This window comes from Alkalicoccobacillus murimartini (assembly GCF_030813245.1).
Taxonomy (GTDB): domain Bacteria; phylum Bacillota; class Bacilli; order Bacillales; family Bacillaceae_D; genus Alkalicoccobacillus; species Alkalicoccobacillus murimartini.
Window position 1 is genome coordinate 217,052 of sequence record NZ_JAUSUA010000003.1, and the last position, 26,329, is coordinate 243,380.

The window sequence follows — 26,329 nt, forward strand, 5'->3', positions numbered from 1 at the left end:
ATTATGTACAATTTAAGTCTCTAATGAAAGGGTTGATTTATAGATGAAGGTTAAAGGTGGAGTTGAGCAAGCAGCTTGTATTTTGGTTATTCTTGCGACTCAAGTGGAGGATAGGCCGGTTAAAAGCGACGTTATTAGTAGTCGTTTGAATGTTTCTTCTTCGTATTTAAAAAAAGTGATGAGAAAACTAGTGGTTCATAAATTGATACAGTCTGTCTCTGGTACAAACGGAGGATTCACAATGGCTCGTCCGATTGATGAGCTGACTGCGCTTGATTTATTTAATGCGATTGAGGGATCAGGAGATTTCTTACAACTAGACGGGTTATTTCAGCGGACATTCCCAGAATCGGATATCACAGATAAAGGGGAGCAAATCTTTAAGGATGGTTTTCTCAAAGCACAGATTAGCTACAGAGAGACATTAGGGCAGTTGTCGCTAAAAGAAATGCTTTTGCAGATTACTGGGTTTGAAACGTTGAGATTTTATGATTGGAATCAAGAGAACCCTGCAGATGCTGAGGCTACTGAAGAGAAAGGTGGAGGCGTTGCAAAGTGAGCATAATCAAAGCAGAGTGGGCTAAACTCTTAAAAAACAGGAAGCTGTTAGTCGTCGTATTGGCGCTACTTATTATTCCAAGCTTGTACGCGGGAATTTTCCTCGCAAGTTCATGGGACCCATATGGGAAGGCAGATAAGCTACCTGTTGCCGTGGTGAATGAGGATCAGCCGGTGGAGTATGAGGGTGAAACCTTGCAAGTTGGACAAGATTTGGTAGAGAACCTTGAAGACAACGACAGTTTAGATTGGCATATGGTTGATCGAGAAGCTGCTATGGATGGAATTGATGCGGGTGACTATTATATGGTGGTGGTCATTCCTGAGAATTTTTCGGAGCATGCTTCGACGGTACTAGACGATCAACCACAGAAGATGAACTTTGAATATTATACAAGTGGTGGTCAAAATTATATTGCACAGAAGATTAGTGAATCGGCCGCGAAAGAGCTTAATCAGGAAATTGCTGAAACCGTCACGAAGGAATACGCGGAGACCATGTTCGCGAAGCTGGATGACGTTGGTGAAGGTTTTCAGGATGGATCTGATGGAGCAACGGAACTAAAAGATGGCAATCAAGAGTTAGAAGATAATCTTCAGGTCATGGCAGATAGTACTGTGACGTTCCAAGAAGGAGCGAAGTCAGCTGAAGAGGGTGGAGAAGAACTTGAAGTAAACGTAGGAGATGCGGCAAGTGGAGCATCTGAGCTCGCAAAAGGCGTAAACGACTATACGCAGGGTGTAGGTAGTTTGAATTCAGGTGTGCAGAATTTCACAGCCGGAGCAGTTGACGTAAACAACGGGGTTCAGCAATATGTATCGGGAGTTGGCTCGTTATATAACGGAGTCGAACAGTTTGCGTCTGGCATTGGTACATTGAATGAGGGTGTCCAGCAGTATACGTCAAGTGCAGGGCAACTGAACGAGGGTGTGCAGCAATACACAGAAGGCGTAGATCAATTAAAAAATGGATTAACCGAGCAAAAAGACGGTGTTGGTGAACTTGCTAAAAACAGCGAAGGCCTAGTGACAGGGAGTACTCAACTATCAGAAGGTCTAGAGAGTTTGACTCCTGGAATTAACCAGTTGAATGAAGGGGCTCAATCTATCTCTGAAAAAGGTTCTGAGCTCACAGATGGACTGGCTTTACTTGATGAAGGGTCGTCCACTCTTCAAGAAAAAGTGGATGAATTTGCGGAGAGTCTTGATGGATCAGCAGGTCAAGCCGAAAGCTTAGTCCAAGGTCTACAAGAAATACAGGATGCATTAAGCCAAATAAGTGAACATGTAAGTGGTCAAAAGATCGATTCTTCGATTAGTTCAGCACTTGAATCTCTTTCAGGGGACATCGCTGCTCTAGATGAACAAATACAAGAGAAAAAGAGTTCAAACGATGCTGAAATACGTGATGTAATCGCTCGAAGCGATGCAGAGTTAACGGATGAACAAAAAGAAACTCTATTGAACGAGGTTGAGACAGCTCAAACGAATCAGTCAGTTGAAACAGATACAACTGTATTAAATGAGAGTTTAGAAGTAGTAAAAGGCTCAGCTGCTGAGTTAAATGAGAACGTCCAATCACTGAATGAAGCAATGACAACAGTTCCTGACGCATTGGGTCGCTTTGATCAATTAGTTCAAGGGGCAGAGAAACTTCAAAATGGCTATGCTAATCTTGAGGCCGGAATCATTGGAGATGGATCAGACACACTTCAAGGCGGGTTGACCCAGCTTTCAGACAGATTGAGTGCAGTCCATGAAGGAAGTGGACAGCTAACGGATGGGTTAGCGACCTTTGCAGAACGCTCACAAGAAGCGGCAGATGGAGCTTCTAGTCTGAATGAGGGAGCAGAAGTACTAACAGAAGGAATCACTCAGTACACAGCAGGAGTAGACCAGCTTTCAGGTGGAGCTGAGAAGCTTTATTCAGGTGCTGATGAATTAAGTACAAGGTCAAGTGAATTAACCACTGGAACACAGCAGCTTGCTGATAAGGGAACAGAGCTTGCTAATGGATCAAACGAGTTAAATGACAATTCTACTGATCTATCGAGCGGTGCTGGAGAATTGGTTGATAGAGGGGAAGAGCTTTCAGCTGGTTCGAATGAGCTCGCGAAGAATGGACCTGAATTAACCGAAGGCGCACAGCAACTCGATGAAAACGGAGAAGCTCTAGTAGAAGGAGCAAATTCTCTAGCACAAGGTCTACCGCAGATCCAAAATGGAATTCATTCTTTAAATAGTGGGTTACATGATCTATCTGACGGTGCAGGAGAATTAAATGATGGCGCTCATGAATTAAAGGATGGATCGGTTAAACTCGTTGATGGATCACAAGAGCTTGCAGATTCATTGGCTGAAGGAGCTGATGAGGTTCAATCCATTCATTCAGAGGATGATAATGCAGGGATGTTTTCTGCTCCAACAGAGCTTTCTGAAACTCAAATATCCGAACTTCCGAATTATGGATATGGAATGGCCCCATATATGATGTCAGTCGCTTTATTTATAGGAGCGGTAATTTATTGCTTACTGTTCCCAATTAAGGAACCAGCTGAGTATCCTGAGTCAGGGGTAAAATGGTGGTTGAGTAAATTCTCAGTTCATTTTACTGTTTCACTTATACAAGCGGGAGTACTTGTAGGCGTGATGATTTGGATTGTAGGCTTGGAACCTCAAAGCATTGGTGCAACCTTAGTTGTAGCAGTCGTGACTTCGATTGCCTTTATGGCTTTGGTTCAATTCTTTAATATTCTTCTCGGCCCTCCAGGAAGCTTTATGATGTTAATACTGATGATTTTTCAGCTTGGAGCGGCAGGAGGCACTTTCCCTATCCAACTATCAAATGGATTCTTCCAAGCGATTCATCCGTTCCTACCAATGACGTATTCAGTTAATGCATATCGTGAGGCGATTACACTCGGTGGTTCGATGACAGGTGATTTGCTTGTATTAGCTGGAATCTTTGTAGTCTTCACAGCTGGAGCTATTAGTTACTTTGTTATTAAATCAAAACGAATGGACAGTGATAGTCCAGCAGAAGCATAGGATCAAAAAAGCCCGGTGGTAGTGCCATCGGGCTTATTTTTGTTACATAAGAGTTCTCAATTCATAAAAATTTAACTAGCTATAAGGAGGCTTGTCTGCTATTTTCAAATTAGTATAGGAATTTACGTTTGGAAAGGAAGTCATGCAGTGGAAGAGTGGATTATGAGCTTTATGGAGGAGTTCGGTTATTTCGGCGTGTTCGTAATGATTGCACTGGAAAATCTATTCCCTCCCATCCCATCCGAAGTTATTTTGACGTTTGGTGGCTTTATGACAACCACCACCAATCTATCAGTGACGGGTGTCATTATTGCCTCAACGCTGGGTTCTGTAATCGGAGCTGCGCTTTTATATGGAGTGGGGTTACTTCTTGATGTAGCTAGGCTGGAAAAAATCATCGATCGATTTGGACCAATCCTTCGACTCAAACGGGAGGACCTCTATAAGGCAGATGCTTGGTTTGATCGCTACGGAATCTGGACGGTGTTTTTCTGTAGAATGGTTCCTTTGATCCGAAGCTTGATTTCTATTCCAGCGGGTATGTCCAACATGCCGTTTCTACTCTTTTTGTTGTTTACAACACTCGGGACAATTATCTGGAATACAATACTGGTCTTGCTAGGAGCAAGGCTTGGCGAATCGTGGGAAGACGTACTAGGTTATATGGCTGTCTATTCAGATGTAGCGTATGTGGCGATTGCTGTCATCGCAATTGTCGTAGTGGTTTGGTATATTCGTCGCCGTAGACGTGCTTAGAGGAACGCTTGAACATTTCTTGTAAACCAAGAAGGCACAACTTGATCAAATGAATGATGGTCCCGCAGCACAGTGTGAAGTCGGTCGAGCATCTCATCAAATTGCTCTGGTGCAACACGTAATGACCAAACGATTGAAGAAAAAACGGTCATAGCTGTGTAAATGGAATATAGAGTCCAAAACAATTCTGGGATCTGATGATTAAAGTATCCATGAATTTGTCCAATTGAAAAAGGGATACTTGTATGTCTTGAGAAAAGGGCAATTTTTACAAAGTCATGATATGGATCTCCCCAATCATACCCATTAAAATCAATCGCTCCAGAGTAATGGCTGTCCTTTATCATGATATTATTCAAGTGAAAATCATCATGCTGAAATCGGTTAGGACGGCCTTTTAGATATTGTTTATTTGCTTCAATAAAATCAATCAACTTATGATCATTTTGCAGTTTCACTCCGATCGAGTGATAGCTAGTTAGATAGTTAGTATGTTTGATTAGCGCTCTTTCCTCCCATGAGGCAATGGATATTGGAGCTGGTACCTCATGCATTAAAGCGAGTTCTCTACCAGCTACTAAACCGATTTTATACTGGTCGTTTTTGGATAACTGAGGTAATGCGGTCTCTGCATCATCTCCATCTATATACGAATAGAGCTGGTAAAAATGGTCTAACGAAAGAAGGTGTCCACTGTCGATTGGTTTAGGACAACGCACGCCCTTAGCATGAAGGGAAAGCAAGAGATCCGCTTCTTTTCTCCGGTCATTAATAGTGCCTGAGCTACCAACCTTTAAAATAAGTGATGGTTGATGATTAAAACGAACGATGTATTTGTGATCAGGTGAAAATCCTTTGGTTATTTTTTCTAATGTAGTAGCATGCTGTATAGCTGGAATAGAGTTCTGTAACAAAGTTAAATCTATCATATATGGTTGGTTCCTCCTTTTAGCATGAGAATAGGGCGGAGAGGTACATAGTGCTACCTTCTCCGCAATAAGCTACTGGCTCACTGAATAGTCTTTTAGAAGAGGCGTGATCTGTTTGGAATAGAACATATCTAGTCGGTGAAGTGCTCTAGTTGCTCCAACGTAGAGCAATTTTACGTGCTCAGGGATATGCTGATAGCTTTGCTCGTCGACCTGTAGTAAAAGAACCGCATCAAACTCCAGTCCTTTCGAAAGGTAAACGGGTAAAATAGAGGTTCCTCCTTTATAGGTGTCATCCTCTGCCTGGATAAAGGTGAGCTCCTTATTGACTCCTATTAAGTCCTCATACAGCCCAGAACAGTGATCATGAGTTCTTCCGATCACGGCAATCGTCTGAAATCCCTTCTCACGCATAGAGGTTATCCAATTCTGCACTTCCTGCACCATATTCTGCTGGGCAACATGATGAATCGACACCGGCTCCCCACTACGAAAAACAGGCTCTGCCAAAACCCTACGCTGTGGAAACTGCTTTAAAATATGATTGGCACATTCAATAATCTCATACGTCGATCGGTAACTTTTGTTCATCTCAAAATAAGCTGTTTTCCTTTCGCCGAATAGATGTTCAAAGGAAGACCATTGATCGATCCCTTGAACGCTATGGATGCCCTGAGATAAGTCACCTAGGATCGTGAAGGATTGTCCTCTCGTCTGTTCTTGAAGAACGGCTATTTGATAAGGAGAGAAATCCTGTGCCTCGTCGATCACAACGTGGTCAAAGCGCTGATCCTTTTCGAGACCAATCCATTTATGATGAATGTGAAGAAGAGGTGCGAGATCTTCTGGTTCAACTAGGTTATCCTGTAGAGGCATCTTCTTACTTTTAAGAATGTGGTTATATAGCTGAAATGCAGTCCTTTTTTTGATCCTTGCTAAGAACTTTCTGAGATTCGCCATCGCATGTTTTCGCAGTTCTTCTTGTTCTTTTTTATCTAAAAATAATTGTTTAACTTCGATTTCAATCCAACGTTTCATTCGTGCTTTGATTCTCTCATGTTTCACTCTAAAGGGAGAGTCTTGGAAGTCGATGGTCCTCCAAGTTACTAACGTTTCATTTGAGATCACAGCTCCTTCCCAGGCTTCAAAGTCTTCAGTAGGAAACGAGGAATCTTCCAAGTGTCTTAACTCCTGTTCAACATCTGTCTGAAATTCAACGGAACCTTTGTATTGAGTCGCATGATCGACGGAAGGTTGGTCTAGCTCAAATCGATTTTGTAATTTATTGGTCTGGTTAGCTAACTGGATAGCAGGATCATTTAGCTTCTCTAGGGCCCACTCATTAAAAGTAGTTTGTTGGATATGTCCAACTCCTAGCTCAGGCAGAACCTGTGAAATATAATCTAGAAACATGGCGTTGGGAGCAAAGATGATCATGTTTTCTGCTTGCATTTGTTCACGATACTCATATAGTAGATAGGCAAGCCTATGGAGTGCAACCGTCGTTTTTCCACTCCCGGCTACACCTTGAATAATGACTGCTTTATTTTGTGGATGGCGAATGATCTCATTCTGCTCACCTTGAATCGTAGAAACAATATCCTGCAGACGATTATCCTTTTGTTCGCCAAGCTTATACAGTAAAAATTCATCTCCACCGCTACTCGTTGACTCACCTTGCTTATAGCTATCAACGACACGTTGCAGCTCTTGCTCCCGAATCATAATGTTCCGTTTTAATTCAATGGTTCCGTCAATCATTCCTTCTGGGGCCACATAGTAGACATCTTCTTCACTTCCTGAGAAGGCGTAGAAGAGACTAGATACTGGCGCGCGCCAATCAACTACTAATACCTCTCCTGTTTTTTCTTCATGAACACCCGCCTTTCCAATGTATAAGGGTATAGGCTCAGTTTGAGAGTATTCTTTAAAGTCTAATCGGCCGAAATAAGGCTCTTGCGTCGCTTTTTTGATGATCTGTCGCTGGCGTTCTCGACTGTCTTCCAAAACCTGTTCATTAAAATCATCACCTCGATATCTGGGCATTTCTTCGAGTACTTCACCGTACGAATGAATCTGACGCAGCTTCTGTTCTAACGTTTGCTTTTCTTCATGGAATGAATCGCTCATTGTATCGCCTCCTATGTATAGATTTATTTTGAGTTAAAATCAGAAAAAAATATAGACTTATATTTAAAACTTTGCTAAGCTACATACTATACAACTGCCAAAAATAACACATACATATAATGGAAAAGAGATGCCTGTAGAGGTGTCTCTTTTTTGTCGTTTTATGGAGGATAATCTAGGTCATTATGCAAAAACTATGGAAAAGGGAGTGGTGAGTAATGAGAAAACATCGTATCTGGATAGTGGGTTTGCTATCGGTCCTCATGACGTTTGGTATTCTAACGATTAAAACGCAAGCTCTAACCTTTGATGAACTTCCACAGGTTCAAGAATCTGACCATTGGATAATCTCAATTAAAGAAGCCACAAACGATACTCGAATAGAAAAACCAGATCCGAAAAAATTTGATACCTATGAATTAGACATTCAAAATAAGGCAGGCCAGCTTGGTTCAGTCATTGTTCGTGCCTATCGGGATGAAGCTCAAACAAATGTGAGGTATGGGCTAGCTGTGTTAGACGAGCAAAGATCAGAAGAGCTTACAAAGTTGGATGGAAAGGCTGTTTATTCTGCTATGTCCGTAACTGAAAAAGCAAAAAAAATCGAAGTGGACGTTTTGTGGACATCGGGTGAGGAAGGTGATCGTCCTTATAAAGAAACCTTTGTCTTCACTCATTGAACGAATCTTTAGTTATGATACACTAAGAAAAAAGTGGAAGGAGGTCCCGTAGGTGGATATTCTTCGCGCGTTAAAGGAAATCTCTAAGACACTTAACGAGGGAACCGATGTTGCTTCTATGCTCACTCCCGTTCTAACCAAACTTCTACACATCACAGGTTTTTCAAGTAGCTGGATTTTTTTAGTGGATGAAAAAGGAAGACATACACTTGCCGCAAAGGCGGGGGTTCCTCCAGCTCTTTCCCGAGAGGACTGCGGTCCTTTAAAAAAGGGTGGCTGCTGGTGCAAAAGTCAGTTTATGAAGGGTGAGCTCTCAAACGCGGTGAATATGCTAGAATGCCAACGACTGGAGCGAGCTGTTGAACAGGATTGGGGAGACACAAATCATATTACTCACCATGCAACCATTCCCATCCTAGCTGGTGATAAGCCGCTGGGCATCTTAAATGTAGCCTCGCCTGGAAAGCTACATTTTCAAGATGACGAGTTACACCTGTTAGAAACGATAGGCTATCAGATTGGAACGGCGATTAATCGTGTCCAGCTCTATGAGCGTGAATCAAGGCGAGCATTCGAATTTAGCCAACTTAGTGGGTTTCTTCAGCGTTTACATACGATCTCTGCTCAAAGCTCCAATCAAGAGCTTATCCAGGAGATGAAAAGTGCTTTTCAATTTGATGAAGCGGAATTGGAGACAGCTTTTGCTAAGAAGCCCATCGTAAGGGTTCAAGGTCAGACTATTATTAGTGAAGAGATGATGACACAATTAATGGATCATCTACACCTTTTTAAAGAAAGACAACGCTTGCTTGAGTTAGAAGATACATTAACTCGCAGGGAAGAGCGACAGCAGCTAGCGAATGACTTACATGATTCCGTTAATCAATTACTATTTTCGTTGCAGCTTCGTTTAAAAGGAATGTCTCTTAGACTAACTGATGAGAAGACGAAAAATGAGCTTAGTCATTTAACTGATATCGTAAAAGAAGCCCTTAAGGAATTAAAAGAAGTCATTCAAGTGCGTAGAAATGATGGGGATGATCGTAGCCTGTCCACATCCATACGTCGGTATGGAGATTTAGTAGGAATAGAGGTACATTTAACTGTAAGTGGTCGCATGACATTCAGTGAATCACAACAAGAAGAGGTATACAGAATTGTGCAAGAAGCTATAAATAACACAAAAAAATATGCCGGTACGTCTGCTATACATATTTCTTTCCAAACTGTGAATCAACATAGGCAGCTTATTATTGCGGATGATGGGATAGGATTTGATGAACAGGCTAGTATTTACCCTGGATCATTAGGTCTTAAAAGTATTCGTTCTAGAGTGCATAAGCTCCAAGGTAAGGCGGTTTTATTAGCTAAAAAAGGTGAAGGAACTCGGTGGGAGATTACCTTTCCATTAGAAAGGGGAGGCGTATCATGAAGCTCTTAATTGTAGATGATCATCAAATGGTACGAAAGGGATTAGTCTATTTTCTTGAGATGACACCAAACATCAAAATCGTAGGAGAGGCAGCAAATGGACAAGAAGCGGTGACTCTGTATGAGCGACTTTTGCCTGATGTGGTTTTAATGGATATTGATATGCCAGTCATGAACGGAATTGATGCAACAAGGTATTTGGTGAAAAAGTGGCCTCGTGCACGTATTTTAATTGTAACTAGTTTTGCAGATCAAGATTATGTTATTCCTGCCTTGCAAGCAGGAGCTTCTGGCTATCAGCTTAAAGATGTAGAGCCGGAAGAGCTTGTAGAAACCATTAAAGCAGTGCACCAAGGAGAAAGTAAACTCCATCCGCATGTGATGAAGCATGTTCTGTCTCATGTATCTGAGGATTCTACGAAAAAAAGACTCGGAACATTAACGGAACGAGAAGTAGACGTACTGAAGGAAATTAGTACAGGCAAAAGCAACAAGGAGATAGCAGAAGCCTTGATTATCTCTGAAAAAACAGTCAAAACGCATGTATCCAACTTACTATCCAAATTAGAGTTGCAGGATCGAACACAAGCTGCCTTGTTTGCAATACAAGCAGGTGTTGCGAAACCAACCATGTTATAACTATAAAAAGGAGATTAGTTCACATGAAAAAATATCGCTGGTTAATCGGTGTATTTATAAGTGTAGTCCTTGTGATCTTAGGTTTTATTATCCCTATAGAAATAGATTCTCCAGATGATCAAACCGTTATTATCGATTATACATTGAATGAATATAGTGCTCCTGCTTGTTTTGATCAGGCTGGTTTTACAAATAATCTGGATGATGCCATATATAGTGAAATGGAAGACTCGAATTTTTCTCCGGAGTCTTCGTGTACAACGGATGAGTTTACGGGAACGACTGTACCTTTGTGGTTTTCGTTATTTAAGTAATAAATACATAGCAATCTAGTGCAAAGTAAATAAAAAGAGGCTGAGACAGAACTGCTTTAGTAAGCTAAAAACCCGAATCATTAATGCGAGTTAAACCGCATGATGATTCGGGTTTTTGTCATTTAGAAATAAGAGAGTGAGGACGCCGCGCCGGATATACATTTCGCATCTGCGGGCTGGCTGGTGAGCTTTTGTATGGTTATGTCCTAGCCTGTTTTTATTTACCTCCCTACATCAAAAGGCTGAGAAAACATACATCTTAGGAGTCTTCTGGACCGTATTAGCCGAGTGCTAAAGTGAAGGAGCACTAGAAAGACAGGGGAGGAACTTAACGATGAATGCTAGTCAAATACGTGTTGCAAGACCAACAGATCAATTGGACCGTGTCATAGATTTTTATGAAAGAGGTCTTGAATTAAAACGAATCGGAGAGTTCCAGGGTCATGCCGGATACGATGGGGTGATGTATGGATTACCTGATACTTCATACCACTTAGAATTCACACAGCATATGGATGGAAGTCCTTGTCCCGCACCAACTAAGGATAATTTACTTGTATTTTATGTGCGAGATCAAGTGGAGATAAGAGACGTTGCAGCACGGCTTCATAAGATGGGATACCCGGAGGTTAAACCTGAGAATCCATATTGGGAGGAACAGGGGATAACCATTGAAGATCCAGATGGTTGGCGAGTTGTCCTGATGAATACAGAAGGGCTCGAGTAGCTGTGGATCTTGTACGGAAAGATCGCAAAATAGTCCTGCTAATTGCAGCAAACTTATTTGCTTCGATCGGTATGGGTATTCTAAGCCTGGGGGTCGCTTGGTTAATTGTAGATCGTCATCAGGGCGAAAAAATACTTGGTATGGTGATGATTGCTACAACCGTCTTACTGTTTATTAGCTCACCTTACATTGGTGTGATGATTGATCGATTATCTAGAAAGCTGATTTTCCAATGTAATCAGTGGTTGGTATTAGTTGTAGTGACGCCCATTGCGCTTTTCGGCTTGATGAATCAAGGGCTGCATACATGGCAGTTAGTGATCTTATATGTTACGTCGATTGCTTACTACGGGATTCATTATCCTAATCTAATGGCCTTTGTCCAACAGTTATTTGATAGAGGCAGGCATAACCGATTAAACAGTCTATTAGAGGTGCAATCACAGTCAGCGAGCATGATTGCAGGAGGTGTTGCTGGTTTTCTTTTTCAACTCATTGAACCGTCTCAGGTTCTTTTGCTCATTGTGGTCAGTACCATCATTAGTTTAGGGCTTATTTCGAAACTACCTGATGGAGATCAATTTAAAAATGGAGTTCGCTCAGTACATCGAATAAAAGAGGGGAAGGCTGGATTGGCCTTCATAAAAGGGAATCTAAAGGTATGCGTGAGTATCTTTGCATTAATGATCCCTTTTTTAACACTTATGGTAGGGAATTATCTGAGGCCTGTTTATATAAATAGTACTTTACAAGCAGATGCTTCAATCTATGGATTTACGAACATGTTTTATTCTGTCGGTGCGATTTGTGCAGGATTGATTATTTCAATGATTTTTGCCCGGTTTGGTCCATGGATTGCAGCCATAGTGTCAGTTGGAATGTATACGGCCTCTTTATTCTTAGTAGCGTTTATACCAGTCGTTCAGATCTTTCTTATCTTGCAAGTCTTTCATGGACTTGGGAATGCAGGAAGCAGAATCTGCAAACAAAATATGATGATGGCCACAATTCCAAATGATCGAATTGGACGTGTAAATGGCATCTTTGAAGCAGTTGGAATGGGTATCAGGGTAATCTTGCTTCTGACCTTCACCTATACAATGGATTGGATTCATGTTGAATTCGCCTTTTTGATTACCGCTCTTCTGTCCCTTTGCGCATTCCTAATGGTTTTAAAAAATCGAACGCAGCTCTCTTCCTATGAAAAGACCATTCCATTAGTCAAAACATCTGGAGGTGCATGATGTTCCACCTTTATAAGCAGATTTCACAGGATAAACTAAGGACCTATCGTAGACAGGCTGAGCAAGAACGGTTATCTAAGCTCTATGGAACTCAAAAGAAATGGATTCCTACATGGTTATTTCTTTTGTAGACATAAAATCTCATGAAAAAATAGGCGAAACGAATACAATTTGAATTGTCCGTTTCGCCTACTAGCTTTTATGGAGGATCTAGCTCTTGCTAAATGAAGTATTTTTCTTGAGAAAAGGCATACTGCTCTTAGTACCAGGCTTGTGATCTTGATAAAAGTCAAACCGCCTTGATTATAATGACTTTCCTCGCGATAAAACCGCTTTCTGCGTAGTAACTCTATTCTTCTTTGTATTATGTTTATTTCACTTGGTAAGTCCCTATATTCCGCATCTAAGTGTTGAGCAAAACCTTAAATAAACGTTTGTTTAAACGAGTTATTCCACCTTAATCATAAAAGCATGACTCGTATCACCTTGTTCCCAGTCTGCCGTTACGCGATAGATATAATCATCGGATTCTTCTGGAAGATTAAATGTTTGATCCGCTAACGTGATATCTTGCTCGTTTTCGTTCGTGCTTGTTTGAACAGTCACATGCAAGCTAGTTGGCCAATCAGATTCAGAGAATTCAAGCTCAACGATTGAGCCACTAGAAAAAGATGGAGGCTCTCCTTCTTTTTCTTTCTCAATTACAACAGGGTCTTCCATATCTGCACATTCGGTGACTTCATGATTACGACTAACTTCTTGATTCCAACAATAGGATCCGCTAGTGGTTCCAATCGTTTCTCCATCAATCACGACGTTTAGTATGGGAGGATAAATGTTTGGGTTCATTCCTGACGGTTTGGTTTTGGACGGATTTGGATCTTCCTGACATGCAGATACAATGAGGAACAAACCAATGATACCAATCAACGTTTTTATTATTTTGCTCATGACGATCCCCCAACCATTTTCTTTCTATTATAGCTGTAATAAAAAATGTTAATAGCAGGAAAAAGTGTCTCTGGCAGAGAAGTGATTAAAGGAATGGGGTGAATCATATGACAAACAAATTTGACCAAATGGAAAATAAGTTTACTTATGCAGAGCGTATTGCTCATGATGATTGGATTCAGTTAGTACAATCTAAGATCGTTCTCCAAGGAAAAAATGTAGCGGATATCGGTTGTGGTGGTGGAATTTATACTCGTGTGATGGCTGAGCAAGGTCCTACTTCGGTTTTAGGGCTGGATTCTTCTATTCGCATGCTTGAGGCGGCAGAAGCAAAAACGTCGGAGAAAAATATCAGCTTCGCCTATGCAGATTGTGAGCATTTAAAGCCAGTGTCTAATCAGAGTCTGGATATTGTGCTAGAGCGCGCTGTCATCCATCATTTATCAAAACTTGAGATGAATTTCAAAGAAGTATCACGGGTACTTTCGGCTGAAGAAGCAGTATTCATTGTTCAGGATCGTACACCAGAAGATTGTTTACTGGAGGGGACGTCCTCCCACATAAGAGGTTACCTCTTTGAATGCTTTCCATTTCTTGCTGAGACAGAAAAGCAACGTAGATATTCAGATCTAGAGGTACGTGCAGCCTTAGCTGATTCTGGATTTAATCGAGTGGAGATGGTGCCGTTTTGGGAAACACGTTCGATCTATGACTCTTTCTCTGAGCTTAGAGAGGATTTACAGTCTAGAAGAGGACGAACCATTTTGCATGAGCTAAGTGATACCCAAATTAATGAACTGGTGGAGTATATCTACTCTCGTCTGCCTGATAATGGCCAAATTATTGAAAAGGATCGCTGGAGTGTGTGGTTTGGATTTCGCAACTAGAGAGAGCCGAGGTGTGTAAGAATGCAGGAAGACATCAAGGTAGTCATTGGAGCAGGGGGATACAATAACAACCCAGGATGGATTCATACAGAAGAGACAGAGCTTCATTTGCTCAATGAAAGAAACTGGAGACAGAACTTTGAGCCTGCCTCCATATCAAGTCTACTAGCGGAACATGTTTGGGAACATCTTACATACGAAGATGGAAAGAAGGCAGCCAGTCTTGCTTATCACTATCTCAAACCAGGTGGGTATGTTCGAGTCGCAGTACCTGATGGGTTGTTTCCAGATGAGCATTACCAAAAGGTTGTGCAGGTGGGGGGACCTGGACCAGAAGACCACCCAGCTTTTGATCATAAGATTGTGTATACACACGGTCTATTACGTGCGCTATTTGAGGAGGTAGGATTCAAAGTCAAATTACTTGAATATTATGATGATAAAGGAGTCTTTCATTGTTCTGAATGGTCAGGTGATGATGGGGTTATTTTCCGTTCATCCAAATATGACCCTCGTAATCAAGGGGAGGTTCCATTATTTCCATCACTTATTGTCGATGCGATAAAGCCTTGCAAGGAGGAATAGACATGTGGCGTAAGCAAATAATAGAAACAGATAATGGGCGGTTTGAAGTGTTTGTACAGGGCAACGGGAAACCGCTTTGTATTACGCATTTATATAGTGAATTTGATGAAAGGGGAAACTATTTCGCTGATCACTTTGTCCCATTTTTCACTGTATATTTGGTTAATCTACGAGAGGCAGGGAATTCAGAGAAAGCGGATCATGATGATCAGCTGAGTATGGGTCAGAGTGTCAGAGATCTTGAAGCGATTCGAAAAGCTTTGGAGATCGAGACATGGAGTTTTGCCGGACATTCCACAGGAGGGATGCTAGCCCTAGTTTATGCAGCTGACTATCCGGAATCATTAGAAAAAATGGTTGTTAGTGCAGCGGCGTTAAGTTATGAATATATGCAGCATCCCGATAGCATCTACTGCAAAGAAAATGAATACAATAAACGAATACTTGAATTGATGCAAACCCTACATTCACCGACTGCCACGTTAGAAGAACGAAGAGCTACTGGAAGGGAATGGATAGAGATGTCACTCTATCGTCCTGAAAACTATGATCAATACTTCGTAAAACCTAGTAGTGGAAAAGTTGTACCTAAAAGGCTTAATTATTTTTCTTATCAGGAACTTCCGACCTATAATCTTTCTGATAAAGTAAATCAAATCACTGTTCCTGCCATAATCTGTTGTGGGAGACATGATTCTCAGTGTCCTCTTGATTGTTCCATATCAATTCAGAAACTACTAGTGCATTCCACATTTGTCGTATTCGAAGAGAGTAATCACTCGCCATTTTTAGAAGAGAGCACGGCTTTTTCTAAGATGGTGGAGCAATTCACTAAGTTAGAAGAGAACGTAGTCTAATGTTCACTTTTACGGCTTGATAATCGCTCGACATCTCGTACCGCATTTGTTAAGTTATCAATTCTTTTCTCGAAGCGAGTTAATAAGTAGATAGCTATTAGAATTGGGAACCCAAAGTTACCTAACAATACAGCCCATTCAGGTAAGTGTTCCATCCTTCTCCCTCCTTTCTGTGTTTCTATAAAAAGAACACGATAACCTTTTAAATCAACCAGTTTACTAAATATGTAGTTGAACGTGTTGGGAAATACGCAAATGCTGGAACGCACGTTCTGACAAGGTTGTTTTTCACCGACGTATCGTTCTTTTTATAACAAAGGGACCATTAAAAAAGGAGGGGTATGATGTCTAGGATGAATGTAGAACACTATATCAAAGACAACTCAACATTCTTTAATGAACCTCTTATTCAAACTTTTTTAAACCAGGAAGATCATTATGATCTTTTAAAGAGAACGATTGAAGAGAATGATCTGGAGTCCTCCTGCCTTTTAGATAAAAGATTTGAACGATTCTATTTGAAGGTCCGAATGATTCATTATATGGATAAACTGGCTCGCTATTATACCAAATCATATGATAAAAAAATGCGCAAACACCGATCTGAATTAACATTTGATTGCTTGATGAATGATGAGGAGTCTGAAGAGGTTGCGGCTGGATCATTTCAAACGGATGATCTAATTCCCTCTTACATCACGGACCTGCTGCCATCTAGTAAGCAAAAAGATTGTTTTCTATCGTTTAGTGATCAAAAGAAACAAATTCTTTCTCTTTCCATTATCTATGAGTACAATCATAAAGAAATCGCGAAAAAGCTAAACTGCTCACCTCAAAATGTATCAAAAACAAAGAAACGAGCCTTGATTCAACTTCGAGAGGAGTACGCGAATGGATAAGAATCAATTAATTGAAGAGGTAGTTCAAAAGATGGATGATAGGATTAATAGTGGAATCAGGTCTACGACCCTTCAAGAACGTGACGATCTTAAACAAGATATTTTGTTACGTTTAGTAAAGGTGACTCATGAGATGGAGACCATATCGTTTTGGACATTTAAGAAAAAATATGATGAGGGTAAGAAATCATTATGATGGCGGCTGGTAAAAAGCTGTTGTAAGGTAGTAGGCAACTGGTAGAGAAGTGAGGACTGTTTATGGGTGTATTTACTTTCTTGAAGAATTACCGTCCGATTGTTATGTTGTCAGTCTTTCTCGTGCTCATTGAGCTTAGTGTGGAGCTCTTTCATCCCTATCTATTAGCGCGTATTATTGACGACGGTATTCTTCAAGGCGATTTGTCTGTGGTTGCTATGTGGGGGGCTGTGATGATTGGTCTCACACTCATTGCATTTGTCGCAGGCATCATTAATTCTTTTTGTGCAACCCATGCAGGCCAAAGTACGGGCTATGATATTCGTTCACAGCTATTTAAACGAATTCAGTATTCTTCATTTGACCATCTTAAACAATTTGCAACTTCATCCCTTATTATGAGATTAACAAATGATATCACTCAGATTCAAAACAGTATTGTCATGACCCTTCGTTATCTGATTAGGCCTCCATTAGTGGTGGCTGGTGCTATTGTGATGTCATTTGTTATTAATATAAGACTGGCTCTTATCCTTCTTGTTCTTATCCCGATTCTAGTATTGTTAATAGGATGGATATTTAGAAAAGGCTCTATCTATTTTAAGGACGTTCAAAAAAAGCTTGATCAAGTAAACAATGTTATGAGAGAAAATTTACTTGGATTCAAGCTGATTAAGGCGTTTGTTCGAAGGAAAACAGAGGCAGAACGCTTTTTAGCAGTGAACTCAGAGCTAAAGAAAAAGTTGGTTCACACACTTCGGTTAATGGAAGTCTCACAACCGGTTCTCTTATTTAGTATGAATGGTGCGATTATCGTTATTCTATGGATTGGCAGTGAATCAATACAGACAGGAGCTCTGCCGGTTGGTGATCTTGTAGCAATCGTAAATTATATTCTTCGTATTACGGCGGCTCTTACATCAATTCCGATGATGATTATGACGTTTTCAAGAGCAAAGGCATCCTCGGATCGATTAATGGAAGTTATGGACAAGTGTGAAGGGGATGAAAAGAAGGATACAACTCCATCTATTTCACGTCTTAAAGGACAAGTGGCTTTTAAACATGTGTCTTTTTCTTATGATACGGATCATGAATCTCCGGTGCTTAGTGACGTCTCTTTTTTCATTGAGCCAGGGCAGCGTGTAGCGGTATTAGGTGCAACAGGGTCGGGGAAGTCAACAGTCTTTCAACTCATTCCTCGTTTGTATCGTCCGTATTCCGGGGAAGTGTTGTTGGATGGAAAGGATATAAAATCATATCCATTAAAAAGCCTTCGTAGCCAAATCAGTTATGTTTCTCAAGAAACGATTCTTTTCACCGGGACAATAAGAGAAAACATATGCTGGGGCAAACCGCATGCAGGAGAAGAGGAAATGATTCAAGCTGCCAAAGATGCGCAAATACATGATGTCATCATGAAACTGCCAAATCAATACGAGTCATCTGTCAGTCAAAGAGGAATGAACCTCTCTGGTGGGCAAAAGCAACGTATCGCGATTGCTCGTGCACTTATCCGTCAACCTGCTGTTTTGCTGTTAGATGATAGCACTAGTGCATTAGATAACAAAACAGAGGCGAGGTTTTTGAGTAGACTTAATCACTATCAATGTACAACGATTATGATTACACAAAAAATAACAACAGCCATACAGGCAGATCAGATTATTTTGTTTGACCACGGAAAAATTGTCGATCAAGGCTCTCATGAAGAATTATTGACTCGATCAAAAATATATCAAACATTAATTGAATCGCAAGGAAGATCAGATGAAGGATTGTATGGATGATGTTTTGAATACGAAAATACTGGAAAAACCCGAATCATTATGCGACTTTAATAGCATAATGGTTCGGGTTTTTAGATAGCTAAAACCGTTCTATCCCAAGCTTTTTGGTTTAATTTTTCCTCATCGTGCGCAAAATTAAGCTGACAATTAATACAAGAATGACTGCTCCAATTAAAGCAGGTAGTAAAGCAAATCCGCCTAAGGATGGTCCCCAACTTCCAAGTAACCATACACCAAGGTTAGCGCCGATAAAACCAGCAATGATATTACCAATAATTCCGAATGGAACGCCTTTTCCTGTAATCGCTCCTGCCGCCCAACCAATCAGTCCGCCAATAATTAAACTCCAGATAAATCCCATTGTAAGCAACTCCTTTTGTAGTTGAAATGTATAAATAATGTCGATCAATGTGGTTATTATGTCCTGAAGTATCGGTTTTATGAGTTCATTTCCCAATTCTTTAGTAGAAGGCAATGTAACAGGTGCTAGTCCTTAATTAGATAGACGTTTCCACCATTCGTTCGCATTATAAAAGGGATCATTAAGGTCTTGATTACTCTGTTATTTCCCAAGTTTTGGCCGCATGTAGAGGGGTATTGTACCTCTGTACCACAAAAAATCTACAGCAGGAGGAGAAACAATGAAGAAGACCAGATCAAAAGTAATGAGCACCGTGGCAGGAGCAGCGATTCTTGGGATGACAATTGCGATCCCCAATTATGGTGCTGTAGGCAATGTGGCAAAAGCAGAGGAACCAGTTCAACAGGAATTAACTGATGAAGAGAAGGGACAAGCACTCGAGCAACATGTTGAGGCGCAGGCCCAGCCGCCGAATGTAAATATTGATATTGACCCGGTTGCGATCTTTGACAGTATTTCTGAGACAATTAAAACCGCAGATAACCGAGGTGGTTTTGTCAAAGCTGCGCGGGAAACCGTGTCGTTCCATACGGATTATAGCTTAAATGTTATGGTTCTGAATTTAAGTAATGATTATGACGAATCAAGTTATAGTGGTGTCCACTATTTTGACACCTTTACGTATGATGGAGCCATTTATGGAGTATGGGCATTTGAGGAAGGTACGTTTGTAAATAATGGCGATGGTGGGTATGATAACTGGGCCTTTTACGGCTGGTTTGACCGCGATGGTGGAACGGTAGAGTTTCGTTTGCCATAAGATATGATCGATGGAAGTTTTAAAAAGATACTGACAGATAAACAAAGCGAACGACCTCAGGGTCGTTCGCTTTTTGGATGGAAGGTACATAGCAAATGCCTGCTCAACAGCAACGTCATTTGATTTTTTATCACGTTGTTTTCAGATCATCCCGTTGTTTAGGTGTTTTCTAATAATACCCAATATGTATTTTTCAGCAGAAACCCTTAAACCTATGTTACATTATAAGCTGACAAAGCTTAATAGAGGTGTAAATATGGAAATGATTGCTGGCAGAAATGAACCTTGCCCATGTGGTAGTGGCAAGAAATATAAGAAATGCTGTATGAATAAACAACAGGTTGTGGATATCAATCAAGCACGTGAAGAACGTATTGCACAACAAAAGCATCAACTAACAAAAAAAATACAAGCTTTTATGGATAAAAAGATTACATATAGTGCGTTTTTAAAGCTTCAATCAGAGTTTCACCAACGTTCAGAAAAGCGTGTCCCTGAGCAAATTGAAGAAGGGTATGTGAATTTCTGGCTTAATTTTTTCCGGGTTCATGATAATGGATTAAACGGCATTGATTGGTTCTTGAAAGAAGAAGCGCATCGATTGCAAACGGAAGAAAAAACGATGGCTGAACAATGGAGCACTCTTAAGCCTAGAATTGTTCAAGCTGTGAATGAAGAGGACAATCAGGTTGTATTTGAGGATATCTTCACAGAAGAAACATTTAAAATGGCAAAGGATACAGAGAACCTTCCAACATTCCGACCGTGGTACGGAACGTTAGGTCTTATTGAATTCTTTGGAGATACTCCATGTTTTAACGGAGTGCGGATATTCCAGGGGCCTGATCACATTGAGCGAAGCAAAGCAAAAGTGAACGAGTTATCAGCTGAACATGATATGAAGGTTGAAGAAATATTCATTCAGTATTTCCCAGAGATTCTTGGTGCGCTTTTAGAGAAGGAACAGGGAGTCGTTTCCGAAACTCAACAGTCAAATGCCCAAATCACTCTTGAAGCACATGTCACAGATGTTGAGTCGTTTGCAACGATGTTAAAAGACAAAGATGAGTTTGTTGTCTATGACTGGCGCGAAGATCGTAAGCATTTAACGCAAGCTGAAAACTGGGCGGTATATAAGGATAGTATCATTGACAGCGAAGTGTTGATGGCGGATGCTGTAGCGACCTTGGAATTTTCAGGAGAAGGCTTGAAGTATGTCACTCATACGAAAGAGAAAGCTGAACAATTCAAAGCTTTATTGAATGATTACCCACAATACGTGGGAGCGTTAGAAGAATCAACAAGTCGCCAATTAAGCAGCGGAATGGCCTTTTCAAATAGCTTGCTTCAGATGACAGGGGAGGCGCCTGAATACTTCCCAATATATGCGCAGCGTGCAAAGGATATGGATTTAGGCCGTCCAATTCCAGCTCTTACACAGCATAGCATCTATGAACTGATAGATAATGGGCGTTCTGAAGAAGCGGATATCTGGTTTAAACAGATTGAATACAATCTTTATGATCAAGTGATAACTAAGTATAAGAAGATGGATTTCACATTTGATATTAATCCGTTCCGTAAAGAAGCTGGATTATCTCCTTCTCCTTTTGTGACAAACAAAGAGAGCCGAGATTCAAGTATCAAACCAATTTATTACCATGATAATCAATTTCTTTCAGTGAAAAAAGAAGATATAAATACCTATGAAGATCTTGGCTTCACTCCTGCTACAATTGATGCCTTTTACCACGATCCAATTCTTAGCTTCTTTAAGGAAAAAACGGATGGAAAAGGGGCAAGTACGGTAAGGAAATACCGGATGAGCCTTTATAATCTCCGTTACTCATTAGAAGTACAAAAGGTGACTGACTGGACTAACTGTACAAAAGCATTTTGGAGAAAACATCTTTTAATTGATCTATTTGAGGATGTTGTGATTAGTCAAACGCAAGTAAAAGACTTGCTTAGTACAATTAAGATGTTTACGAAATGGGTAGATAAAAAGCATGGTACAGATCTGCATGCGGATGCTGCGGCTGTTAGTGCAGAACTTGAGGCATCTTTAATTGAAGCTGTACAAGTCTATAATCTAACAACAGATTCTGGGCGTTTTACACTTAAAGCATTCCAAGAAGATGTTGATGCAGAAGCAGTAGGCGGCATCTACAAGGTTCAGTCTGTTGATACAGGAAATGTGGAGCTTCAATCTATTGATAGTAAAGAAGAATTTTCCATCACATTGCCGGATAAAGCACATCAGCTTGTTACGGAAGGGTTGTTGCTTGAAGCCGTTGTGACTAGAGATGAACAAAATCAGTTTCAACTAGTTAAGCTACTTAATGCCTACCCAAAAGAAGCACTGAACTACCTATAGGAAATAATTAGTGCTTGTCAGAATCAAAAGGATCTGTTATTGTTTGAACACAACCTAATATTCTTATTAAGAGGAGCAGAGGGACTGGCCTGATGACGCTTCAGCAACCCCGCCATGGCGGAAGGTGCTAATTCCTGCAGGAGAAGATCCTGGATGATAAGAGCTGAATGACTTACTAAACCATTTCAACCCTCTTATTCATATTGAATAAGGGGGTTTTCTTATTTTATTTCGTTCTTATAAAAGGACAGGGGTCACTAATTGGGAATAAAACCAAGTAAAGGTATAAGTTTAGTTTTAAATGAAGTGAAAGGTAGGGAGTCCGTTGATTGAATTTAAAAATGTAAGCAAACTATTTAAAACAAACGAACGAGAAGTTAAAGCTCTTGATCAGGTAAACCTTTTTGTTGATGAAGGGCAAATTTCAGGTGTAATCGGATTTAGTGGCGCTGGAAAAAGTACATTAATTCGTAGTGTGAATCTCTTGGAGCGTCCAACAGAAGGGGAAGTCATTGTAAACGGACAAACCTTAACATCATTAAAGGGTGGACAACTACAAAAAGCAAAGCGAAATATTGGCATGATCTTTCAGCATTTTAACCTACTGCAATCCAAAACGGTGTTTGAAAATGTAGCTGTACCGCTTCGCCTTGTGCGAACACCAAATGCAAAATTAAAAGAACGTGTGCAGGAACTGCTTGAATTTGTAGGGTTGTCTGATAAAGCATCCAGTTATCCAGAACAACTTTCTGGTGGTCAGAAGCAAAGAATTGGTATTGCCCGAGCTTTGGCATCAAATCCCGCTGTACTCCTTTGCGATGAGGCCACATCTGCACTAGATCCTGAAACAACTAGTTCGATTTTGCAGCTTCTCAAACGTGTGAATAAAGAATTTAACGTAACGATTTTGATTATTACACATGAGATGGGTGTCATTCGGGAAATCTGTGATCGGGTTGCGGTAATGGAGGAAGGAAGAATTATTGAAGAGGGAACGGTACTCGATATTTTTTCCAAACCACAGCACCAGACAACAAAGAATTTTGTTCGTTCTGTTTTTAAGGATCAAATACCTGCCAGTGTAAGGAGAATTCTTGAAAGAGGCTCAGAAAAAACGAGAATCTACAAAATTGAGTTTATTGGAGAGTCATCAGGAAAACCTCTTTTGTCTGAGCTAGTCAGGAGATTTGATGTAGATGTTAACGTTCTATTTGGAAATATAACAGAGATTCAAGATACTCCGTTTGGTAGCTTAACTGTTGAGGTACAAGGAGATCCAGCATCGCTTGAATCTGCCTTTCGTTTTATGAAAGAAAAAGATCTATTGGTATCGGAGGTGAAGCTTGATGCTTGAACGTCTGCCAGAGTCGATTAGGCCAAATATTTCAACGGATATACTTCTTACCTCCCTATATGAAACGTTATATATGGTATTTCTATCTTTAGTCTTTTCAGCCATCCTGGGTATTTTGCTTGGGGTTGTGCTTGTTGTAACACGTAAGGGACATATTCTGGAGTGTGCTTGGGTCTTTAATCTGTTGAATCCAATCATTAATATTCTACGATCCATTCCATTTATCATTTTGATGGTTGCTATCATTCCATTTACAAGATGGATCGTCGGAAGTGCTGTAGGCATGGAGGCAGCAGTAGTACCTCTTGTCGTATATGCTGCACCATATATTGCTCGATTAATCGAAAATTCACTCCTAGAAGTAGATCCTGGAATCATTGAAGCCGCTGATTCCATGGGGGCTTCAAAAGCCCAGATCATCTTTCGCTTTTTACTACCAGAAGCCAAGGGGTCATTAATTCTAAGCATTACAACAGCCACCATTGGTTTGGTGGGGGCTACCGCTATGGCTGGAGCTATCGGAGCTGGTGGGATTGGAAATGTAGCTATCACTTACGGCTACCAACGTTTTGACGATGCCACTATGGTGATTACAGTCGTGCTGCTAATTGTTATGGTTCAAGGTTTGCAGTCGCTGGGTAATATACTCGCAAGAAATTCTAGAAGAAGATAAAAAGAAAAGGTGGAGAGAGTTTATGAAACAATCATTCAAACTAATCGTAGCAGGACTAGGTGTGCTAGCATTAACAGCATGCGGACAAGGAAATGATGATAACGCAAGCGGAGATACAGAGGGATATAGCAAAGATAATCCGGTTGATATAAAAATCGGGATCTCAGGTACGGATTCACGCCAGTGGGACTTTATTTCTGGTATTGCTGAAGAAGAAGGCATTAACATCGATATTGTTAGCTTTAATGATTATGTACAACCCAACCAAGCATTGGCTGATGGAGATCTAGACGCAAATGCGTTCCAAACTGTCTCATACTTTGACAACTTCAGAGAAGAGAATAATCTAGATTTGGAAGCTATTGGAACTACAATACTTGCGCCACTAGGTGTCTATTCTGATAAATATGACTCTGTTGAGGAGATTCCTGATGGAGCTGAAATTTTAATAGCAAATGAAGTTACAAACCAAGCGCGTAATCTAATGCTTTTACAAGAAGCTGGATTAATTGAGCTTGAGGATGACTTTGGCGTGACAAGTGGGTTGGATCAAATTAAGGACAATCCAAAGAACCTTACACTAACGGAAGTTGTTCCTGCTAATGCACCACGATTAATGCAGGATGTGGATGCGGCAGTAATCAACAACGGAATTGCTGTTGATGCAGGACTAAACCCAACAGATGATCCACTTGCACGTGAAGATGAGACAGCAACACCATACATTAACATCATCGCTGCACGTACAGATAATGCAGATGATCCAGCGCTACAACGTATCGTGGAGATCTATCAGACAGATGAAGTAAAAGAATTTATTATTGATGAATACCAAGGAGCCACAATCCCAACGTATATCACGTTAGATGAATTAAATGAATATCCACGTTAATAAATAGGTGGAGGAAAAGGTGTCTGTGCGCAGGCATCTTTTTTTTATGTCAGAACCTCATTCAAAAGATGTAGACATAATCAACCAAATGAATCGTTGAAAAATGGAGTTACTATAGTAAATTAAAAAGAAAGGAGTGGTCTTATGAAGAAAAAGACGATGATGAAGTATACACAAATTATGAATATAGAGATCAAACCACCAACATTTCACTATCTACAGGACCTCTGTAAGGCACACTTACACACCTTTGCATTTGAAAATATAAGCAAATTATATTCTATTCAAAAGGGTGAACGATGGATTCCTTCTGCAGAACATTTTATAGAGAACTACTTGAACTATCAGTTCGGAGGAACGTGTTTCACGCTAAATTCAACGTTCATGCAGCTACTAACTGAGCTTGGATTTGATTGTTCTCTTGTTAAGCTTGGTCAAACTCATCTTGCTATCATCGTTCAACTAGATCATCAAGCATATTATGTAGACGTAGGCTCCACTGCCCCCATATTTGAACCAATAAATTTAGATTTAGAAGCCAATACGGAGAGACGTTTTGGAAAGGAGAAAATGGAAATCACCAAATCGGGGAATCAATTTGAATACATTCGATGGGTGAACGGTCAGAATCGGGATATGCAATGGACGTTCACGATGAATGAAGAAATTGAATTGGAACATTTCAAACCAATTTATGAAAAGTCCATTCAACCAGGAACGCCATTTATGAAAATTCTTCGGTGCCAATTATGGCAAACGGATCAAGGGAGGTCTTTATCGCTTCTAAATAATCTGTTTACAATAAGATATCCAGATGGAGGGGACACGAATGTTACATTATCAACTGTGTATGACATTAAACAAGTGCTTGAAACGGAATTTAGATTAGGTAAACTGCCTGTTCGGGAGGCAGTAGAAGAGTTAGAAAGGCTAGGAATTGATGTGTTTGAGAAAGCTTAACCACTAAAAAAAACCGAATCAAGCACGCAGCTTTGATCCGGTTCGTGGTTTACTTCTTGTTTCTCTCGTGTTCATCCTTAGTTTCTTTCCATCTCGTTAAAAAGATACTAACAAGTACAATGGTTGCAAGGACAATTAACAAGGTTGGAGAAATGTTAATTACACCTGTAATTTGTAGAATGGCTAGTACAAGAAGTACCAGGTTCATTGCAATACGAATGGATCGGATGATTGTCATACTCATGGTGTGTCACCTCTTTGTTTATGCTTC

General features: G+C 40.4%; 27 protein-coding genes and 1 riboswitch. Of the genes, 21 read left to right on the forward strand and 6 right to left on the reverse strand.

Features of this window, described 5'->3' with window-relative positions; genetic code table 11:
• Window positions 1–43: 43 nt before the first annotated feature.
• The 3 genes from J2S05_RS11900 to J2S05_RS11910 all read left to right on the forward strand — a co-directional run bounded on the left by J2S05_RS11900 (window position 44) and on the right by J2S05_RS11910 (window position 4,362).
• Complete coding sequence (locus tag J2S05_RS11900) at window positions 44–559, forward strand: Rrf2 family transcriptional regulator (protein ID WP_306983063.1); 516 nt, start codon at window positions 44–46, stop codon at window positions 557–559.
• The gene (locus tag J2S05_RS11905; RefSeq protein ID WP_306983065.1) at window positions 556–3,606 is read left to right on the forward strand and encodes a YhgE/Pip domain-containing protein; all 3,051 of its coding nucleotides are present in this window, start codon (window positions 556–558) and stop codon (window positions 3,604–3,606) included. Before J2S05_RS11900 ends, J2S05_RS11905 begins: the two co-directional genes overlap by 4 nt.
• 147 nt (window positions 3,607–3,753) lie before the next feature.
• Window positions 3,754–4,362 (forward strand): DedA family protein, encoded by a 609-nt coding sequence (locus tag J2S05_RS11910; protein ID WP_306983067.1) that lies wholly within the window; start codon window positions 3,754–3,756, stop codon window positions 4,360–4,362.
• Here the strand turns inward: J2S05_RS11910 and J2S05_RS11915 are convergent.
• Both J2S05_RS11915 and J2S05_RS11920 read right to left on the reverse strand, forming a co-directional pair.
• On the reverse strand, window positions 4,359–5,291 hold the full coding sequence (locus J2S05_RS11915) for an aminoglycoside phosphotransferase family protein (protein WP_306983069.1): 933 nt from the start codon (window positions 5,289–5,291) through the stop codon (window positions 4,359–4,361). The genes J2S05_RS11910 and J2S05_RS11915 overlap by 4 nt on opposite strands.
• A 72-nt stretch (window positions 5,292–5,363) precedes the next feature.
• Entirely contained in the window at window positions 5,364–7,421 is a 2,058-nt protein-coding gene (locus J2S05_RS11920) for a HelD family protein (protein ID WP_306983071.1), read from the reverse strand.
• A gap of 218 nt (window positions 7,422–7,639) precedes the next feature.
• Here J2S05_RS11920 and J2S05_RS11925 point away from each other — a divergent pair, with 218 nt between their 5' ends.
• The 6 genes from J2S05_RS11925 to J2S05_RS11950 all read left to right on the forward strand — a co-directional run bounded on the left by J2S05_RS11925 (window position 7,640) and on the right by J2S05_RS11950 (window position 12,456).
• On the forward strand, window positions 7,640–8,101 hold the full coding sequence (locus J2S05_RS11925) for a hypothetical protein (RefSeq protein ID WP_306983073.1): 462 nt from the start codon (window positions 7,640–7,642) through the stop codon (window positions 8,099–8,101).
• A 52-nt stretch (window positions 8,102–8,153) separates the two neighbouring features.
• On the forward strand, window positions 8,154–9,533 hold the full coding sequence (locus J2S05_RS11930; protein ID WP_306983074.1) for a GAF domain-containing sensor histidine kinase: 1,380 nt from the start codon (window positions 8,154–8,156) through the stop codon (window positions 9,531–9,533).
• Complete coding sequence (locus J2S05_RS11935; protein WP_306983076.1) at window positions 9,530–10,171, forward strand: response regulator; 642 nt, start codon at window positions 9,530–9,532, stop codon at window positions 10,169–10,171. The genes J2S05_RS11930 and J2S05_RS11935 overlap by 4 nt, the downstream gene beginning before the upstream one ends.
• Window positions 10,172–10,194: 23 nt before the next feature.
• Window positions 10,195–10,485 (forward strand): hypothetical protein, encoded by a 291-nt coding sequence (locus tag J2S05_RS11940; RefSeq protein WP_306983078.1) that lies wholly within the window; start codon window positions 10,195–10,197, stop codon window positions 10,483–10,485.
• 334 nt (window positions 10,486–10,819) lie between these two features.
• Window positions 10,820–11,212, forward strand: a complete 393-nt coding sequence (locus J2S05_RS11945; protein ID WP_306983080.1) for a VOC family protein — start codon at window positions 10,820–10,822, stop codon at window positions 11,210–11,212.
• Between the two features lie 2 nt (window positions 11,213–11,214).
• On the forward strand, window positions 11,215–12,456 hold the full coding sequence (locus J2S05_RS11950) for an MFS transporter (RefSeq protein WP_306983081.1): 1,242 nt from the start codon (window positions 11,215–11,217) through the stop codon (window positions 12,454–12,456).
• A gap of 447 nt (window positions 12,457–12,903) precedes the next feature.
• On the opposite strand, the gene J2S05_RS11955 is transcribed toward J2S05_RS11950, so the two are convergent.
• Window positions 12,904–13,407 (reverse strand): hypothetical protein, encoded by a 504-nt coding sequence (locus J2S05_RS11955; protein ID WP_306983083.1) that lies wholly within the window; start codon window positions 13,405–13,407, stop codon window positions 12,904–12,906.
• A 107-nt stretch (window positions 13,408–13,514) separates the two neighbouring features.
• On the opposite strand from J2S05_RS11955, the gene J2S05_RS11960 reads away from it, so the two are divergent.
• The 3 genes from J2S05_RS11960 to J2S05_RS11970 are packed head-to-tail and all read left to right on the forward strand — an operon-like array spanning window position 13,515 to window position 15,736.
• A complete protein-coding gene (locus tag J2S05_RS11960; RefSeq protein ID WP_306983085.1) occupies window positions 13,515–14,294 on the forward strand; it encodes a class I SAM-dependent methyltransferase in 780 nt (259 codons plus the stop codon).
• Window positions 14,295–14,315: 21 nt separating this feature from the next.
• Entirely contained in the window at window positions 14,316–14,879 is a 564-nt protein-coding gene (locus tag J2S05_RS11965) for a class I SAM-dependent methyltransferase (protein ID WP_306983086.1), read from the forward strand.
• 2 nt (window positions 14,880–14,881) lie between these two features.
• Entirely contained in the window at window positions 14,882–15,736 is an 855-nt protein-coding gene (locus J2S05_RS11970) for an alpha/beta fold hydrolase (protein ID WP_306983087.1), read from the forward strand.
• Here J2S05_RS11970 and J2S05_RS11975 read toward each other — a convergent pair.
• Window positions 15,733–15,891 (reverse strand): YvrJ family protein, encoded by a 159-nt coding sequence (locus J2S05_RS11975; protein ID WP_306983088.1) that lies wholly within the window; start codon window positions 15,889–15,891, stop codon window positions 15,733–15,735. The genes J2S05_RS11970 and J2S05_RS11975 overlap by 4 nt on opposite strands.
• Window positions 15,892–16,080: 189 nt before the next feature.
• On the opposite strand from J2S05_RS11975, the gene J2S05_RS11980 reads away from it, so the two are divergent.
• The 3 genes from J2S05_RS11980 (at window position 16,081) to J2S05_RS11990 (ending at window position 18,621) form a co-directional block, all read left to right on the forward strand.
• The gene (locus J2S05_RS11980) at window positions 16,081–16,635 is read left to right on the forward strand and encodes a sigma-70 family RNA polymerase sigma factor (protein WP_306983089.1); all 555 of its coding nucleotides are present in this window, start codon (window positions 16,081–16,083) and stop codon (window positions 16,633–16,635) included.
• A complete protein-coding gene (locus J2S05_RS11985; protein ID WP_306983090.1) occupies window positions 16,628–16,831 on the forward strand; it encodes a hypothetical protein in 204 nt (67 codons plus the stop codon). The genes J2S05_RS11980 and J2S05_RS11985 overlap by 8 nt, the downstream gene beginning before the upstream one ends.
• Window positions 16,832–16,893: 62 nt before the next feature.
• Window positions 16,894–18,621, forward strand: a complete 1,728-nt coding sequence (locus J2S05_RS11990) for an ABC transporter ATP-binding protein (protein ID WP_306983093.1) — start codon at window positions 16,894–16,896, stop codon at window positions 18,619–18,621.
• Between the two features lie 109 nt (window positions 18,622–18,730).
• Here the strand turns inward: J2S05_RS11990 and J2S05_RS11995 are convergent, their stop codons facing one another.
• Window positions 18,731–18,982 (reverse strand): GlsB/YeaQ/YmgE family stress response membrane protein, encoded by a 252-nt coding sequence (locus tag J2S05_RS11995; RefSeq protein ID WP_306983095.1) that lies wholly within the window; start codon window positions 18,980–18,982, stop codon window positions 18,731–18,733.
• A gap of 280 nt (window positions 18,983–19,262) precedes the next feature.
• Here J2S05_RS11995 and J2S05_RS12000 point away from each other — a divergent pair, with 280 nt between their 5' ends.
• The 6 genes from J2S05_RS12000 (at window position 19,263) to J2S05_RS12025 (ending at window position 26,058) form a co-directional block, all read left to right on the forward strand.
• Window positions 19,263–19,802, forward strand: coding sequence for a stress protein (locus J2S05_RS12000; RefSeq protein WP_306983096.1), 540 nt, complete (start codon window positions 19,263–19,265; stop codon window positions 19,800–19,802).
• Between the two features lie 256 nt (window positions 19,803–20,058).
• Complete coding sequence (locus tag J2S05_RS12005; RefSeq protein WP_306983098.1) at window positions 20,059–22,179, forward strand: YecA family protein; 2,121 nt, start codon at window positions 20,059–20,061, stop codon at window positions 22,177–22,179.
• Window positions 22,180–22,239: 60 nt separating this feature from the next.
• Window positions 22,240–22,342: riboswitch (SAM riboswitch) on the forward strand.
• 162 nt (window positions 22,343–22,504) lie between these two features.
• Window positions 22,505–23,533, forward strand: coding sequence for a methionine ABC transporter ATP-binding protein (locus tag J2S05_RS12010; RefSeq protein WP_306983099.1), 1,029 nt, complete (start codon window positions 22,505–22,507; stop codon window positions 23,531–23,533).
• Between the two features lie 73 nt (window positions 23,534–23,606).
• Window positions 23,607–24,206, forward strand: coding sequence for a methionine ABC transporter permease (locus tag J2S05_RS12015; RefSeq protein ID WP_370873643.1), 600 nt, complete (start codon window positions 23,607–23,609; stop codon window positions 24,204–24,206).
• 22 nt (window positions 24,207–24,228) lie between these two features.
• Window positions 24,229–25,098 carry a MetQ/NlpA family ABC transporter substrate-binding protein gene (locus tag J2S05_RS12020; protein ID WP_306983103.1) on the forward strand — a complete coding sequence of 290 codons (870 nt, stop codon included), beginning with the start codon at window positions 24,229–24,231 and terminating at the stop codon, window positions 25,096–25,098.
• A 144-nt stretch (window positions 25,099–25,242) separates the two neighbouring features.
• Window positions 25,243–26,058, forward strand: a complete 816-nt coding sequence (locus tag J2S05_RS12025) for an arylamine N-acetyltransferase (RefSeq protein ID WP_306983104.1) — start codon at window positions 25,243–25,245, stop codon at window positions 26,056–26,058.
• Between the two features lie 49 nt (window positions 26,059–26,107).
• Here the strand turns inward: J2S05_RS12025 and J2S05_RS12030 are convergent, their stop codons facing one another.
• On the reverse strand, window positions 26,108–26,302 hold the full coding sequence (locus tag J2S05_RS12030) for a hypothetical protein (protein WP_306983106.1): 195 nt from the start codon (window positions 26,300–26,302) through the stop codon (window positions 26,108–26,110).
• Window positions 26,303–26,329: the final 27 nt, after the last annotated feature.

Bases quoted from the DNA above. Each gene is read 5' to 3' on its own strand.
- J2S05_RS11900 (WP_306983063.1), top strand. From the start codon at position 44: ATGAAGGTTAAAGGTGGAGTTGAGCAAGCAGCTTGTATTTTGGTTATT.
- J2S05_RS11915 (WP_306983069.1), bottom strand. From the start codon at position 5,291: ATGATAGATTTAACTTTGTTACAGAACTCTATTCCAGCTATACAGCAT.
- J2S05_RS11920 (WP_306983071.1), bottom strand. From the start codon at position 7,421: ATGAGCGATTCATTCCATGAAGAAAAGCAAACGTTAGAACAGAAGCTG.
- J2S05_RS11925 (WP_306983073.1), top strand. From the start codon at position 7,640: ATGAGAAAACATCGTATCTGGATAGTGGGTTTGCTATCGGTCCTCATG.
- J2S05_RS11935 (WP_306983076.1), top strand. From the start codon at position 9,530: ATGAAGCTCTTAATTGTAGATGATCATCAAATGGTACGAAAGGGATTA.
- J2S05_RS11940 (WP_306983078.1), top strand. From the start codon at position 10,195: ATGAAAAAATATCGCTGGTTAATCGGTGTATTTATAAGTGTAGTCCTT.
- J2S05_RS11945 (WP_306983080.1), top strand. From the start codon at position 10,820: ATGAATGCTAGTCAAATACGTGTTGCAAGACCAACAGATCAATTGGAC.
- J2S05_RS11955 (WP_306983083.1), bottom strand. From the start codon at position 13,407: ATGAGCAAAATAATAAAAACGTTGATTGGTATCATTGGTTTGTTCCTC.
- J2S05_RS11960 (WP_306983085.1), top strand. From the start codon at position 13,515: ATGACAAACAAATTTGACCAAATGGAAAATAAGTTTACTTATGCAGAG.
- J2S05_RS11965 (WP_306983086.1), top strand. From the start codon at position 14,316: ATGCAGGAAGACATCAAGGTAGTCATTGGAGCAGGGGGATACAATAAC.
- J2S05_RS11970 (WP_306983087.1), top strand. From the start codon at position 14,882: ATGTGGCGTAAGCAAATAATAGAAACAGATAATGGGCGGTTTGAAGTG.
- J2S05_RS11975 (WP_306983088.1), bottom strand. From the start codon at position 15,891: ATGGAACACTTACCTGAATGGGCTGTATTGTTAGGTAACTTTGGGTTC.
- J2S05_RS11980 (WP_306983089.1), top strand. From the start codon at position 16,081: ATGTCTAGGATGAATGTAGAACACTATATCAAAGACAACTCAACATTC.
- J2S05_RS11985 (WP_306983090.1), top strand. From the start codon at position 16,628: ATGGATAAGAATCAATTAATTGAAGAGGTAGTTCAAAAGATGGATGAT.
- J2S05_RS11990 (WP_306983093.1), top strand. From the start codon at position 16,894: ATGGGTGTATTTACTTTCTTGAAGAATTACCGTCCGATTGTTATGTTG.
- J2S05_RS11995 (WP_306983095.1), bottom strand. From the start codon at position 18,982: ATGGGATTTATCTGGAGTTTAATTATTGGCGGACTGATTGGTTGGGCG.
- J2S05_RS12000 (WP_306983096.1), top strand. From the start codon at position 19,263: ATGAAGAAGACCAGATCAAAAGTAATGAGCACCGTGGCAGGAGCAGCG.
- J2S05_RS12005 (WP_306983098.1), top strand. From the start codon at position 20,059: ATGGAAATGATTGCTGGCAGAAATGAACCTTGCCCATGTGGTAGTGGC.
- J2S05_RS12015 (WP_370873643.1), top strand. From the start codon at position 23,607: ATGGTATTTCTATCTTTAGTCTTTTCAGCCATCCTGGGTATTTTGCTT.
- J2S05_RS12020 (WP_306983103.1), top strand. From the start codon at position 24,229: ATGAAACAATCATTCAAACTAATCGTAGCAGGACTAGGTGTGCTAGCA.
- J2S05_RS12025 (WP_306983104.1), top strand. From the start codon at position 25,243: ATGAAGAAAAAGACGATGATGAAGTATACACAAATTATGAATATAGAG.
- J2S05_RS12030 (WP_306983106.1), bottom strand. From the start codon at position 26,302: ATGAGTATGACAATCATCCGATCCATTCGTATTGCAATGAACCTGGTA.